11 protein-coding genes are annotated in these 14,402 nt (G+C 68.1%); 2 read left to right on the top strand and 9 right to left on the bottom strand.

All coding sequences use genetic code 11. The annotated features are described in order from the left end of the window. The first annotated feature begins 225 nt into the window (after positions 1 to 225). On the top strand, positions 226 to 2,385 hold the full coding sequence (locus ASE67_RS03575; protein ID WP_055756980.1) for a TonB-dependent siderophore receptor: 2,160 nt from the start codon (positions 226 to 228) through the stop codon (positions 2,383 to 2,385). A 133-nt stretch (positions 2,386 to 2,518) separates the two neighbouring features. Here ASE67_RS03575 and ASE67_RS03570 read toward each other — a convergent pair whose 3' ends face one another. Both ASE67_RS03570 and ASE67_RS03565 read right to left on the bottom strand, forming a co-directional pair. Next, entirely contained in the window at positions 2,519 to 3,541 is a 1,023-nt protein-coding gene (locus ASE67_RS03570) for a hypothetical protein (protein ID WP_055756791.1), read from the bottom strand. Continuing rightward, positions 3,535 to 4,584 carry a hypothetical protein gene (locus ASE67_RS03565; protein ID WP_055756790.1) on the bottom strand — a complete coding sequence of 350 codons (1,050 nt, stop codon included), beginning with the start codon at positions 4,582 to 4,584 and terminating at the stop codon, positions 3,535 to 3,537. The genes ASE67_RS03570 and ASE67_RS03565 overlap by 7 nt, the downstream gene beginning before the upstream one ends. A 103-nt stretch (positions 4,585 to 4,687) precedes the next feature. Here ASE67_RS03565 and ASE67_RS03560 point away from each other — a divergent pair, with 103 nt between their 5' ends. Then, on the top strand, positions 4,688 to 5,419 hold the full coding sequence (locus ASE67_RS03560; RefSeq protein WP_055756786.1) for a glycine-rich domain-containing protein: 732 nt from the start codon (positions 4,688 to 4,690) through the stop codon (positions 5,417 to 5,419). Positions 5,420 to 5,450: 31 nt separating this feature from the next. On the opposite strand, the gene ASE67_RS18095 is transcribed toward ASE67_RS03560, so the two are convergent. The 7 genes from ASE67_RS18095 to ASE67_RS03525 form a co-directional block, all read right to left on the bottom strand. Beyond that, positions 5,451 to 6,467, bottom strand: coding sequence for a hypothetical protein (locus ASE67_RS18095; RefSeq protein WP_156348498.1), 1,017 nt, complete (start codon positions 6,465 to 6,467; stop codon positions 5,451 to 5,453). A 132-nt stretch (positions 6,468 to 6,599) separates the two neighbouring features. Then, a complete protein-coding gene (locus ASE67_RS03550) occupies positions 6,600 to 8,345 on the bottom strand; it encodes a VWA domain-containing protein (RefSeq protein ID WP_235511777.1) in 1,746 nt (581 codons plus the stop codon). Positions 8,346 to 8,452: 107 nt separating this feature from the next. Then, positions 8,453 to 8,989 (bottom strand): RNA polymerase sigma factor, encoded by a 537-nt coding sequence (locus ASE67_RS03545; protein WP_235511776.1) that lies wholly within the window; start codon positions 8,987 to 8,989, stop codon positions 8,453 to 8,455. A gap of 168 nt (positions 8,990 to 9,157) precedes the next feature. Beyond that, complete coding sequence (locus tag ASE67_RS03540) at positions 9,158 to 10,231, bottom strand: glycosyltransferase (RefSeq protein WP_055756781.1); 1,074 nt, start codon at positions 10,229 to 10,231, stop codon at positions 9,158 to 9,160. Beyond that, positions 10,228 to 11,154 (bottom strand): galactosyltransferase-related protein, encoded by a 927-nt coding sequence (locus ASE67_RS03535; protein ID WP_055756779.1) that lies wholly within the window; start codon positions 11,152 to 11,154, stop codon positions 10,228 to 10,230. Before ASE67_RS03535 ends, ASE67_RS03540 begins: the two co-directional genes overlap by 4 nt. Next, positions 11,151 to 12,293 carry a glycosyltransferase gene (locus ASE67_RS03530; RefSeq protein WP_055756776.1) on the bottom strand — a complete coding sequence of 381 codons (1,143 nt, stop codon included), beginning with the start codon at positions 12,291 to 12,293 and terminating at the stop codon, positions 11,151 to 11,153. The genes ASE67_RS03535 and ASE67_RS03530 overlap by 4 nt, the downstream gene beginning before the upstream one ends. After that, positions 12,290 to 14,308 (bottom strand): HAD family hydrolase, encoded by a 2,019-nt coding sequence (locus ASE67_RS03525; RefSeq protein WP_055756775.1) that lies wholly within the window; start codon positions 14,306 to 14,308, stop codon positions 12,290 to 12,292. Before ASE67_RS03525 ends, ASE67_RS03530 begins: the two co-directional genes overlap by 4 nt. Positions 14,309 to 14,402 lie beyond the last annotated feature (94 nt).

The raw sequence follows: 14,402 nt of genomic DNA, 5'->3' as shown, positions 1-14,402 counted from the left end.
CTGATAGCGAGACCACCAGGCCATCATCGCCGAATGATTGGGTGAGGCGGCGCCGGCTATCGCACCTCGGTCGAGGGCATATCCAGTCAAGCGACCGCATGGCGGCGTGCCGCCCCGTCAATCCAAAATGAAATGAGACAACATATCATTTGACGATGTTACGTCATATCGCCATGGGACGCGCTCGATCGGCGACAGGCCGGCGGGGAAAAGGGACCGATGACGATGCGTTCGATGATGCGTGGGATGCTGCTGGCCGGAGCGGTGCCGCTGGTGCTGGGCTGCGGAGGCGCAGCGGCGCAGGTGGTTGCTTCCGATCCGGCCGACGGCGCCCGCGATCCGGCACAGGACATCGTGGTCAATGGCGTGCGTCAGGCCTATCGCGGCGACTTCGCGCTGTCCGAAATTCCGCAGGCGATCGCGCAGATCGATGCCAGGACGCTGGAAGCCAGCAACCTCCTGCGGATCACCGATGCGCTCGATCTCAACGCGTCGATATCGCGCCAGAATGCGCTCGGCGGATTGTTCGACAGCTTCGCGGTGCGCGGCTTTGCCGGCGATGAGAATATTCCGACCGGCTATCTGGTCAACGGCTTCAACGGCGGGCGTGGCTTTGGCGGGCCGCGCGACGTTGCCGGGATCGAGCGGGTCGAGGTGCTGAAGGGCCCGGCGGCAGCGCTGCTCGGGCGGGGAGAGCCGGGGGGGACGGTCAACCTCGTTACCAAGCAGGCGCAGCTTGGCCGCACCTTCGGGTCGGCGTCGATCCAATATGGCAGCTTCGAACGCGTCCGGTCGGAGGGGGACCTGAACCTCGCCATCACCGGCGGATTGACCGCGCGCCTGATCGCCTACGCCGAGTCCGGCGAAACGTTTCGCGATACGGTGCACCAGCGGCGACGGGGGTTCCTGCCGTCGATCGGGCTGGCGCTGGGCGACCGCACCCGGTTGACCTACGACCTTGAATATACCCGCACCGAAGTACCCTTCGACCGTGGCATCGTCGTGCTGGGCAATGATTTCCGCACCGTGCCACGCGAACGGTTCCTGGGGGAGCCGGGCGACGGCGACACGGTGGCACGCGCGACCGGGCACCAGCTGCGCCTGCAACATGATTTCAGCGATCGTTGGAGCATGCTGGTCGGGGCGACGCTGCGCGATACGCTGCTGACCGGCTTCTCGTCGGACGCGGAGCTCGCCACGGCGCGGCAGAAGCTGTTCGTGGATGGCCGGTCGCTGTCGCGGCAGCGCCGCTCGCGCCGCTATGACTCGCGCCAATGGGTAATCCGGGCTGAGCTGTCGGGCCGCTTCGATACCGGCGCGCTCGAACACCGGGTGCTGATCGGTGCCGATCACGACGTGTTCGACAACGACCAGCAATTCGGCCGCGTCCGCCCGGCGGTGGTGACGGGGACGACGACCGACCGGGCGGGCAACGTCATCGACATCGCCGCGCCGGTCTATGGCCGATTTCCGTTGCCCGTGCCGGCAGCGCAGAACGACCGGCTGGACGTGCAGCGCTCCACCGGGATGTTCGTCCAGGACCAGATTCGCCTGACCGACCGGTTGCAGCTACGGCTCGGCGGGCGCTACGACGACGTTCAACTGCGCACCGACAACCGGCTGACGCAGGTTGAGAGCCGCAGTCGCCGCAGCCGTTACAGCCCGCAGGCGGGGATCGTCTACGAACTGGCCGATCCGGTGTCGCTCTATGCCGCCTATGGCGAGGGGTTTCGCGCCAATATCGGTACCGACGTGACCGGCGTGATCTTCGATCCCGAAACCAGCAGGTCGAAGGAGGTCGGCATCAAGCTGACCGCGCTTGGCGGACGCCTGAACGGCACGGTCGCGGTGTTCCAGCTCGACAAGTCCAACGTGCTGGCGAGCGACACCAACAATCCCGGCTTCTCGGTCGCGATCGGCAAGGCGCGTAGCCGGGGCATCGAGCTGGACCTAACGGGGCAGCTGCCGGGCGGCGTGGAGATGCTGCTGAGCTACGCCTATATCGACGCAGAGGCGCGCTCCAGCGTGCTCGACCCCGGCTTCTCGGCTCAAATCCGGCCGGGCGATCTGCTCATCAACATTCCGGAACACAATATCAACGTCCAGCTGGCGAAGCGCTTCACGGTGGGGAAGCGGGCCGGGCAGGTCGGTGCCGGCGTCCAGACCGTCGATCGCCGCCTGGGGGAGACGGGCACGAACTTCTTCCTCCCGTCGCACACGCTGGTCCGGGTGTTCGGCGATATCGACGTGGCGCCGGGCGTCACCGCCTTTGCCGCGGTGCAGAACCTGTTCGACGAACAATGGTACGCCAGCAGCTATGCGCGGCTGTGGGTGCAGCCGGGAACGCCACGCACCGCGTCGGTTGGATTACGCGCGAGCTTCTGAGCGGCGACCACGATGCCGGCGCCCGCGCGGCTACGGCGCGATGGATCGGATCAGCCGGTCGTCAGCGGATCGATCGTCAGCATGAGACGGCCATGGTAGGTGGCGACGATCACCGCGCCGTCGGTTCCGGCGCTTACGCATCGGCGAACAGGGGGCCGATGTCGCAAGGGCGATCGAACGTCGCCGCCAGCGCCTGTCCCAACGCCGTGACGCCTTCGGGATCGGATGATTGAGTCAGGAACAGCGTCTTGTCGGGCACATCGTAACATGGCGTCCGGCACCGGACCTGCAAATAGGATCCGCCCGGCCCTTTGGCGCGGTGCAGTCGCGTGACCGTGAAGCCCAGCACGTCCTCTCGCGGCACGACGAACAGCTGGTGGGTGCAGAAGATCAGCGCGGCGAGGTCCGGCGGATAACCGATCCGGCTCGCGATCCGGGTCACATGCTTGCCGGGTTCCCGCGCATATTCCAGTTCGGTTTCGCCCGGCGCAATATCGACAATACGAGCCTGTGCGACCGTCCTTTGCGGGTCTACCGTTGCGACCGCCTGGAACGCTTCTATCCATGCCTCCTCGCGCGCGGTCAGGGGCAGGCGGAAGCCTGTCGTCGCGGTAAGATGGACGGCGGTGCGCAGTCGTGGTTCGCGTGCATGGACGTCGTTGGACAGGCCAGGCGACTGGCGCGCGGGCGGCCATGTCGTCAGTTGCAACCCGGCGGCGCCTGCCTGCCACCGGCACACCTCGGTATTATATTCCGCCCCGATCGGTGCGGGGCCGATCCACTTGGCGACATGCGACGCGATCTGGCGCAAATTCGCCTCCGCATCGTCGCATGTCCAGGTGATCGCGCTGAAGCGAACGATCGGCAGCGTCGGGGCAAAGCGGTCGGAGACCCCTGCATTCCACGGTTGCAACACACCGGGCAGCGCCGCAGCGCCCGAAACGAACATGGTGTCCCAGTCATATAGCGGATCGCGGCGAATGCCCTCGCGCGCTTCGACCGCCGCGCGCGGATCACGCCACGGCAGGCCCCACGCGTCGAATAGCCGGTGCAGTGGATTGCCCGCTTCCGTGATCTCCAGGCGCGCCGGCTGCGGGCCGGGCGCAGCGACAGGAGCGGTCGCGGCCGGACGACCGCCGAACAGCCATTTCAGCATGCCACGTCGCCTTTCTTCGCAGCGGTGGCATGGCGCGCCATCGCTTGCCGGATAAACACATCGGTGCGGATGTGGTGCTCACGGTCGAATGCCAGCAGATAGGCTGCCAGCGCATCCTCGGGCCCATGCAGTACCTTGCCGACCGTCGCTTCGAAGCCGGTTTGGGTCGCCGCCGGATTGCCGGCAACCGACGACTGCTGGAACACGGTATGCGTCACCACCTCCAATACCGCCCGCCGGTAGGGATCGGACAACAGCACATCGACGTCGGGTTGGCGGATCGGAAAGTCTATGCCGAAGGTGGCGTGGCCCGATGCCACCGGGAAGGCATAAATATGCCGCCCGGCGACCGCTTCGACATGCGGCTCCCACCCATCCCCCAGCAATCGTGCCGGCGGCGGGAAGTGGCGGTCGTAATCGTCGATCGCTTCGGCGAGGTCGGCGGGCGGGTCCCCCCATGCCGCCACCACGGCGCGGAACATGGCGATGCTGCGGCGCTGGTCCGCGACATAGGCACTCCAACCTGGCGCGGTCAGCCCGCCGGGATAGCCTCCACGGCCCTCTGCGATCCCCGCGCTCACCAGTAATCCATGGATTTCATGCAGCAGCTGGGTCGCCGAGGTGGGCAGCGGCGGCGTCAGTCGTCGTCGCAGTTCAACCTGCACGTCGTCAGGCAGGGGAACCAGCAACGCATCGAATGCGGGGTTGGGGGCGGCGGGTTCCGGACGCGGTACCGGGGTTGGGGTCAGCCGGATCGCGATCCACGCGGCGAAGCCGCCCAGCGCGAGCAATGCGCAGGCCAGCACCTTTCCTCCGACCAGGTAGACGGCCATTGCCATGCCCGTCGCGTCGATCTCTCCCGCTTTGGCCGGGCCAAGCATTGCAACACCGACCGCCGCCGCGACCATTGCGGCTGAGGGTGCCGGCAGGATCACCGTCCAGAACACCCGCCGCCGCGACCATGCCGGGCGATACCGCAGCAACAGCGCGACCACACCGCCGACCGCAACGCTATATAGTAGCAAGACCAGATAGCCGATCACCCACGCCTCACGCCGGTATCGATACGATAGCGTCCGCGACGCCGCTCGGTTCCTCCAGCGGCCGTCATCTTGCTGCAACATATTCCTACTATTGTAATGGGACATGGAAACGAACAGCTCCGCGCATCCGGCGCGAAGGGTCCTCATCGGGAGGATCGAAACCCTGGCCATCGGCCAGACCGACGCAACGCTCGGCTTCGAAGGGAGGCTGGCCGCAGAGAATGGCTGGAGCGAAGCCTTTGCGGCGCGGGTCGCGGTCGAATATCGCCGCTTCCTTGCGCTGATCGCCACGGGCGAGAAACCGCTCACCCCATCCGATGCCGTGGATCAGGCGTGGCACCTGCATCTGGCCTATACCCGCGATTATTGGGAAGGGCTGTGCCGCGACATCGTGGGGCGCGCGATCCATCACGAACCGACCAGCGGCGGTACCGATCAACTGGAACGATATCGCGACTGCTATGCCCGTACCCTCGACCGGTATCGCGCCACCTTTGACGAAGTCCCCCCGGCCGATATCTGGCCCGACCCAGCCGAGCGCTTTGTTGGACGGTTCGTCCGCGTCGACATGACCCAGCCGCCCCATTTGGCTGGGGCTGTACCGACGGCGATCGGCGCGGGGGTGATGGCGATGATGGTGATCGCGGGGCAGCATCTGGTCGTCGCCGCGCTGCTGGCCGTCATCGCTGTCGTCGCGCTGTGCCGGTCGCTTGGCCGGTTTCGTCACGGCGACGGGGACGGGTTCGAATGGGACTTCGGCGGGTTCGACGGATCGGATGGCGGCGACGGTGGCGACGGTGGCTGTGGCAGCGGCTGTGGTGGGGGCTGCAGTTGAGCGAGCACCCAAGACGACAGCGCGGCCCGGCCTAGCGCGCCTCCTCATCGAGCGCTGCCGCACGGCGGGCATCGGCAGCAGCCTGCTCCGACTTGCCAAGCCGGGCCTGGACGATACCGCGATAATGATAGCCGCGGCCATCGCGCGGGCTGCGCCGCACCGCCCGGTCCAGATCGGCGAGCGCACCCGCATCGTCGCCGGCCGCCATCCGCAGCAGCGCACGGTTGACCAGCGCGTCGGCCGTCGCCTCGACCGCGATCGCCCGGTCCAGCGTCGCCAGCGCGCCGGCGCGGTCGCCCTGCCACGCGCGCAGCACCCCGTCGCCGGTCAACGCCTCCGCCCGTCCCTTCGCCCCCGGCTTCGCCAGCCCGAACCGGGCACGACATGCGGCCAGCATCCGTCGCGGGTCCTCGACCGTGCACCGGGCCCAATCGGTCCGCACCGGCTCTTGTCGGCGCGCCACCCGCGCACCGGTGACCACCACGTCCTCCGCCGGCATCGCCGCCATCCGCTGTGGCGCGGCCGCAGCAGATGGCGGTGGAGGCGATGGCAGGGGGGCGTAGACGGGTGGGGGCGTCGTAACCGATTGCACGACGACCGGCGGCGCAGCGGTGCGGGCAGCCATCACGGCCTGGGGCGGGGGAGTCGACGTCTCGGCCGCCGCAGCCGGTTTGGCGGCCGGGGAGGGTTCTGCTGCCTTGGGCACAGCGATGGGCGGCGTGGCGACCGGACGAGCGACCTCGACCCGAGGCGGTGGCGCGGCAGCGACCCGATCGGTTGCAGCGGCCGTCGTCGGTCGCGGCGCGGGCGTCTCGATCGTGCCCGAACGCCACACCGGCAGGCCGATGACGACGACCAGCGCGGTCGCGGCAACGGCCCCGATCTGTGGCCCGACCCGTGTCCAGCGTCGCCTTGGCGGGATCGGGCGGGCCGCTGCCGCCTCACCCCTGAAACGGGCGACGGCGGTGTCGATCGCTGCCTCGCGCCGGTCGGGCCGGGGCGGTGGGGGATCGGGCAATTCCCGGCCGAGGTCGCGATTATCGGCCATCAGCGCATGCCCCGCCGCATCGCCGCAGGGGGCGACGGGGTTCGATCGAGGGGCGGGCGGCTGGCGGACATCGGTTCCTTATACCTGCAACGCTCGGCGGGTCGACCGTTGCCGATCGACCCGCCCGTGCGGCTATCGTTCGAGGGGGGTGAGGCCGGGCGCGGTCCTGGCGGCGCGGACCAGCTGCACCAGTTCCGAGCGATAGCCGTAGGGATCGTCGCCGCGCGCGCCGTTCAAGATCGCCAGCACCCGGTCGTAATCGATCGACCCGCTATATTTCCCTCCGCGCAGCAGATCGGCGAACGCGGCGACTCCGGTCGCGAACCGGGCATCGCGCGGCGCGTCGGCGAACCGGGCCACCTCGCGCGTCCGGTCGATCGGGGTCGACAGCAATTGGCTCTTCGCCGACTTCGGCAGCTTGTAGCGGATCTTTACGAAGCCATATTCGCCCGTGCCCCGTGCCGCCGCCTTCGCGGGGGCATAGCGCAGCGGGCCTGCCGTGCCGGGGCCGCCGACGGGCACGATCTCGTACAATGCCGTCACCGACTGGCCCGATCCCACATCGCCCGCATCGACGCGATCGTTGTCGAAATCCTCGCGCGCCAGCATCCGCGTCTCGTAACCGATCAGCCGATATTCGGCGACGGTCGCGGGATTGAACTCGACCTGGATCTTCACGTCCTTCGCAATCGGGATCAGCGTGGCCGACGCCTCCTCGACCAGCGTCTTGCGCGCCTCGCCGATCGTGTCGATGTACGCGGCGGCGCCGTTGCCGTTCTGCGCCAGCACCTGCATCAGCGCGTCGTTATAGTTTCCCATCCCGAACCCGAGCACCGACAGGAACACCCCCTTGCTGCGTTCGCGTTCAACGAAGCCCTTCAGCTCGTCAGTATTGGTGATCCCCACGTTGAAGTCGCCATCGGTCGCCAGCATCACCCGGTTGACCCCGCGCGGATCGAAATTCGCCGCGGCCAGGGCATAGGCCTGGCGGATGCCCTCCGCACCCGCCGTGCTGCCGCCCGCCGACAACCGGTCGAGCGCGGCTAAAATGCGGCCCTTGTCACTGGCCGGCGTCGGTGCCAGCACGGTGCCCGCCGACCCGGCATAGGCGACGATCGCCACCCGGTCGCGGGCACCGAGTTGTTCGACCAGCATCGCCAGTGATTGCTTCAGCAGGGGCAGCCTGTTCGGTGCCTGCATCGACCCCGACGTATCGATCAGGAAGACGAGGTTGGCACGCGGACGTTCGGCGGGGCGGACGGCATAGCCCTTGATCCCGATGCGAACCACCTTGCGCCCCGCCGTCCACGGGCTGGGGAACACCGCAATGTCCGAGTTGAACGGCCGGGCCGCCGATGTCGGCGCGGCATAGTCATAGGGGAAGTAATTCACCATCTCCTCGGCGCGCACCGCCGCCGGCTGCGGCAGGACATTGCGGTTCAGCGAGGCGCGGACGAAACTGTAGGAGGCGGTGTCCACGTCGATCGAAAAGGTCGACACCGGTTCCTGCCGCACCTGTCGAAACGGATTTTGCGCCGGCGCGACGAACCGGTCGCGGCCCACCGTGGGCGGCAGGGGAAAGGACGGCTCGCGCGGCCCGACAAACCGTGCGCCGCTCACCACCACCTCGGCCGATGGCGCATAGCTGGGCGGTGGCGTCGTGATCGACTGGATAACGACCGGGGGTGCGGACGCGGGCGATACCGGCATCGGTGCGCGCGTCGTCATGGCGTCGATGCTGGGCGGCGGCGGCGCGACGGCGGCCATGTCCTCCGACGATCGCGGCGGCGCGATGGCGGTCGACCCTTGCGGACTTGCGCAGGAGGCGAGCAGCATCGCGGTCAGGCCGATGGCGATCGGGGCAGGATAGCGGGACATGGCAGGTTCCTTCGGGCAACGGCGGAACACCATCGTCCGCCTGTACCTTCGACGCCGCTGCGCGCACATTCCTTTGGACCCTTGAAGATTTTTTCTGACGTGCGCGGTCACACACCCTCTCCGACGCCCAGCATGCGCCGCGCCTGATGCAGCCGCCACGCAATGGTCGCTTCGGCCACGCCCAGGATTTCGGCCGCTTCGCCATGGCTCAGCTGTTGTCCGGCCACGAGGATCACGACGTCGCGATAGGCGGGTTTGAGCTTTGCGACCGCGCTGCGCACCCACATCGTGTCATGCAGATCGCGGCCGTCGGGTGGCGGCGACAGGCCGGCCAGCACCGCGAGCCGTTCGGTCAGGCCGAGGAACGAGCGCCGCCGACGTCGTTGATCGCGGCACGCGTTGAAGACGATCCGGCACAGCCACGTGGTGAACTTCGCGTCCCCGCGAAAGCTGCCGATCCGTTCGACCAGCGTGCAGCATACGTCCTGCGCGATATCATCGGCGTCGGCCCGCGTGCCGGTCAACTGCCACGCAAGCCCGTGGATACGGTCATAATGACGCCGCAACAGCTGCTCGAACGCCGCGGCATCGCCGGCAATGGCGGCGGCGACAAGCTCCGCATCGGATCGGTCGGCATCGCTCACGTCAGCCCCCGCCCCCGGTACCGGGTCGATCGACAGTCCTGCCCCAAGCGATCGCCCCGTTTGTCACCGCCGCGCCTTGTGCCGCAAACCGGGGGGCGCTGTCACCACCTTCCCGTGCTGGATGGGCGGAGGGATGGGTTGCCGCTTGTCAGGGGTGGAGGATGTCGCTCACGCCGCCAGCCTGCCGTCGCCCGCGATCACGCTGCGGTACAGCGCCTCGCACCGGTCGAGCCAGCGGTCTTGCGTGAACAGACGCAGTACGCGCTCGCGCGGCACGGAGGGTGGGATCGACAGCGCCGCGCGCATCGCCGTGGCCAGCCCTGCGACGTCGCCGGGGGGTGCGAACCGGCCCGCTCCACCCACGACTTCGCGTGCGGCACCCATGTCGAACGCGGCGACGGGCAGGCCGCACGCCATCGCCTCCGCTGCGACAAGGCCGAACGGCTCGTCCCAGCAGGGGGTGAAGACGAACAGCGACGCGTGGCCCAGCGCCTCCGACAGCTCCCCGGCGTTGCGATGCCCGGCGTAGCGTATGGTGTCGCCGAGCAGCGGTGCGACCTCCGCCGCGTAATATTCGGGGTCCTCGATCACCCCGAACAAGGTCAGCGGGATGCCGGCGACACGGGCGGCCTGCGCGGCGAGGTGCGGACCCTTGTTGGGGGTAACGCGGCCGCACCACACGCCTTCGCCATTGCCATGCGGGGAATACTGCCAGCGCTCGATATCGATACCGTTGTGCAGTACCGACACCTCCGCCGGTGCGCCGCCCGGCCACCATGCCTCGCGCTGGCGCGCGGAGGTGACGGTCAGCCGGTGGCGCGGCGACGGGCTTTCCCGCACGAACCAGTGCAGCGCGTCATAGGGCGGGACATGCAGCGAGGTGACCGTCGGCACCACCGCCGTCCGCCGTCGTTCGAGCGGAAAGCGGTGCAGGCTGTTGTTGTGGACCACATCGAACCCGCCCGTCGCAATCCGATCGCACGCCGCCGCATAGCCCGCATCGAGATGGGCGATCAGCGGTGCGGAGCCGCGATGCTCGGCCCAGGGGAAGGTCTGCTCGTAATGCTCGGCCAGCACCGGATCGATCACGAAACGCGGATCGCTGTCGCCCGAAGCGAACAGCACGACGTCGTGGCCGCGATCCTGCAATCCTGCCGCCAGTTGCCAGCAATGCGCCTCCATGCCGCCGGCAAAGGGCTGGGCGATCGGCTGGCGCACATGGGCCAGGATGGCGATCCTCACGCGGCGGCCGCCGTCGTGGGACCGGCGGCGGCGGCCTCCAGCTGGCGCAGCACGCGTGCGGTGTTCGCATAGGGCTGGTGGCTCTGCTGGCCGGTCAGGGCGCGATCATCCTCGTCGGGTGCGCGCAGGATGCGGATCGGCCGACCGGGCAGATCGTCGATCAGCCCCATCAGGCTAAACGCCCGCAGCCAGTGTCCCATGGTGCGATAGCCCCATTTCGCCTCGAACAGCTGCGCGTTGCGGACGACACTGTCGAGATGGTGGACCGGCGGCATATGGTGGGGGTGATACTGGTGGTAGGCGAGACCGCCCTTGATCCACGCGATCGGCACCCCAGCCTGATCCAGCGTCTTGCCGAAATCGGTATCCTCGCCGCCATAGCCGACATAGCGGTCGTCGAACCCGCCGATGCGCAGGAACGTGTCGCGCCGCATGGCGAAGTTGAGTGACCAGAAGCAGCGATAATCGTTGCAGAGTTCCAGCCCCTCGGACGGCGGGCCGCGCCGATCCGAATGCCGTTCGGCGACCGCGGCGAAACCGGGATAGGACCAGTCGCCTGCCGTCGCGCCGCCGGGCAGGTACATCACCTCACCCATCAGCAGCCCGTCGAAGCTGGTGGCGAAGCCGGCATATTCCGCGACCAGTTCCGGGGTTGGGATACAGTCCATGTCGAGGAAGACGAGGATTTCTCCCTGCGCCGCACCTGCCGCGACGTTGCGCGCCATCGCGAGCGGCAGCGCATCGGCCTCGATCCGGATCTGCCGGATGGGAAAGGGGGCTTGCGGCAGGTCGTAGAGCATGTCCTGCATCACCGCGACGATCAGCTCGGTCGGCCGCATCGTCTGGCGCGTCAACCCGCGCACGACATTGACGAGATGATCGGGGCGGCCCTTCGCCAACGTCACGACGGAAACGGAAGTCATAGGGTGGCAGGCTCCAGAGAGAGGGAATGGGGTTTGGCGCTTGGCGTCCATAACCGATCGGCCAGTGCTTCGAGCCAAAGGGCGGCACGCCCGGCAGGCGCGTCGTCGATCATCGCGCGCTGCCGGTCAGGCCGATGATCGCGCAACGTGTCGGCCAGCGCTGTGGTCCAGCCATGCGCCGACGAGGGCAGGTGCGGCCGGACGGTAGCCACGCCGGCGGCGGCCAGCGCATCGGCCTTGCGATGCTGTTCGTCGAAATAGCGCCATTCGGGCACCGCGAGCCAGGGGCGGCCGGCGGCAAGGGCCTGCTGGCAGGTGGTGTTGCCGGTCGAGGAAATCACGCAGTCCGCCGCCGCGATATGGTCCGCGGCGTTGTCCACCCAGCCGCGATGCTCGACATTGGCGGGTTCGGTCGCGTGCCAGTCGCGTTGCACCTTGCCGATCGTGATCCAGCGCGCGGTCGGACGTGCGCGCGCACCGACACCGATCGGTGCCTGTGCAAAGCCATCGCCGCCACCGCCCGACAAGACGAGGATCATTTCCTCGCCCGCGTCGATGCCGATCCGCTGCCGGGCGACGTCACGCTCGGTCGAGTGGGTTTCGACGCCCAGGCCGCCGGCAAAGCAGGTCCGCGCCCGGAACGATGCATCCCAATCGAGCTGGGCAAGATCGGCGTGGAACGGGGCGAGCAGTCCCGCCGCCCCGTCATAGGCGGCGCGGTGCCCGGCATCGCCGCGATCGCCATGTTGCAAGATCTTGACGTGTGGCACCGAACAGATGCGTGCCAACTGCGCAACCTCCGCCGAAACATCGCAGATCATCAGCGCCGGATCAGCAGTGTCGAACCACCCCGCCAGCACCGCCATCGCGCGGCGGATGCCCGGCCAGCCCAGCGGCGCGCAATGCAACGTCTGCGGCGTCGGCACCCAGTCCATCGTCGTCGCCTCGTCACCCGTCGCCTCGAACAGTGAGGGCAGGCGGACGATATCGACCTGCGGCGGCAGCGCGGGAAATATGTCGTCGCGCGCGCAGAAGATCGTCATCGGCCGCGTCGGCGGCAGCGCGTGGGCGATCGCGGCGCAGCGTTCGGCATGGCCGCGGCCTTGATGATGCACGAAATAGCCGAAGGGACGCATCATGCCGCCGCCGATACGCTCAGATCGGTCGAGATTTCTGCCGCCAGTCCCAGCATCGCCAGTCCCTCCAGCACGCCGCCGGCATGATGGCGGCCGACCCGCAACAGGCCGGGTCGCGGGGGAAGATCGTCGAGCTCATCCCCGGCATTGCCCACGACGATGGCATGGCCACAGGCTGCCAGCATGTCGGCATCGTTGCCGCTGTCCCCCGCCGCGATACAGTCCGCCAACGTCAGCCCGCACCGCGCCGCATAGGCGGCGATCGCCTGGGCCTTGCCGCCGGCCGGCGCGAGTACGTCGATCAGCCGGCCGTGCGAGAAGATCACGCGGGCTGACAGCGCCTCGGTCGCGAGAACCGCGCGGATGCGGCGGGCGTCGTCGGCGTCGCCATAAAAGCTGATCTTGTGCGGTCCTGCCGTTGCGGCGGGCTGCGGGGTCACGCCCAGCGGCGCGAGCGTCGCGACGACACCCGCCCGATCCCAGCCCGCGTCCAGCGTTTGCGCGTAATCGGTGCAGGCGTACCATCCCCCCATGCCATCGGGCAGCATCAACCGGGTGCCGACATCGACGATAAAGGCGTCCGGCAGCGGCAGCCGCCAACGTTTCAGGATCATCCGTGCCGCATCGAAGCCCCGCCCGGTCGCAATGACGAAGGGCAGGGGGCTGGTCCCGCGCCACGCCGCGAAGGCACGCGCACCTTCGGCACAGCCGGTCAGTGTATTGTCGATGTCGCAGGCAAGCAGACGCGTAGATGCCAGACCGGCATAGAGTGTGCGGGTCGCGGCGGCGTATCGATGCCAGCAATAGCGATCCGCGTTGGTGCGGGCTGCGGTCGCAAACGCGCGCTGACGGTCGGGATCGCCGATGATCGAGCGGATCGCTTCGCCGATCGCCGCCGTGTCCTCCGGATCGACCAGCAATCCGTGGCCGATCGTCGCGACGATATCGGCCGGTCCGCCGTTGCGCGTCGCGACCACGGGCACACCCGCCGCCGCCGCCTCGACCAGTGTCAGACCGAACGGCTCGTGCAGCGCGGGGTTGACGAAGACGCCCCCTTGCGCCGCCCGCGCATAGAGCGCGGCAACGTCATCGGCATCGTGATGAGGCGGCAGGGCTATCCGACCGCGCACACCTGGCGCGGCAGCGATCGCGTGCAACTCATCCAGCGACGCGCGCTCTTCGCCGGAAACATGGGCGTGCTGTCCGGCAAGGATGACGAGGTTCGCCTGTGCCCGCAGCACGGGATCGGCGGCATAGGCGTGGGCAAGCGTGGCGAGGTTCTTCTTGGCAACCGGTCGCGCGATGGCGAGGATGATCGGCAGTTCCGGACGGTCGAGCCAGTCACCCAGTCGCTCGGCCAGCGTATTCGGGCCGGCCACACGGCCGCGGCGTGGCACGCCTGGCGCGATAACCGTCACCCGATCGCCGAGATCGACGCCATAGCCACCGATCTGGCGCGACGCTTCCTCTCCGGTCGATACGACGATGGCGGAGGCTCCGACGATCGCGGCGCGTTCCGAGGCGATCCGGGCGTCGAGGCCGGGGCACTCGATCCGTTGCGTCCGCTTGTCGATGCCAAGGGCATGCGGGGTGTAGACGAAGGGAATGCCGAACCGGCGCTGTGCCGCCATTGCAACCGCAGCGGCGTCGGCGAAGTGCGCGTGGATCACGTCCGGCAACCGCTCCATCCGCATCAGCATGTCGCAGAAGGCGTCGGTGAGCGCGGGCAGTTCGGCGGCGAGCGCCTCCTTTTCCAGATAGCGCCGATCCGAGGTGTCGAGCCGACGGATGCTCACCTTCGGCGCGACCGTTTCCTCGAGCTGCGCATGAACCGGATCGAGCCGCGTATCCACGAACGCGCGGGTGACAATCAGCACCTCTTCGACGTCAGGCCGCAACGCCTGATGCGTCGCGGCATCGAGGACATAGGCGATGTGCCCACCGGTATCTGCCGTCACACCAAAATGCACTGGGGGTGCCTTCAGGCAACCGCCGAGCGCCAAATGAATGATAATCACGCCCGCCCCTTTTGCTTCTCGGGCCTCAACGTGGATTTTATATAATTGTATCCGGGGATTTCGGTTTAAATCTTCAGCTTGTCAGGATTTCGTA

Source organism: Sphingomonas sp. Leaf23 (genome assembly GCF_001421585.1).
Taxonomy (GTDB): domain Bacteria; phylum Pseudomonadota; class Alphaproteobacteria; order Sphingomonadales; family Sphingomonadaceae; genus Sphingomonas.
This window is presented reverse-complemented; position numbering and strand designations above follow the sequence as displayed.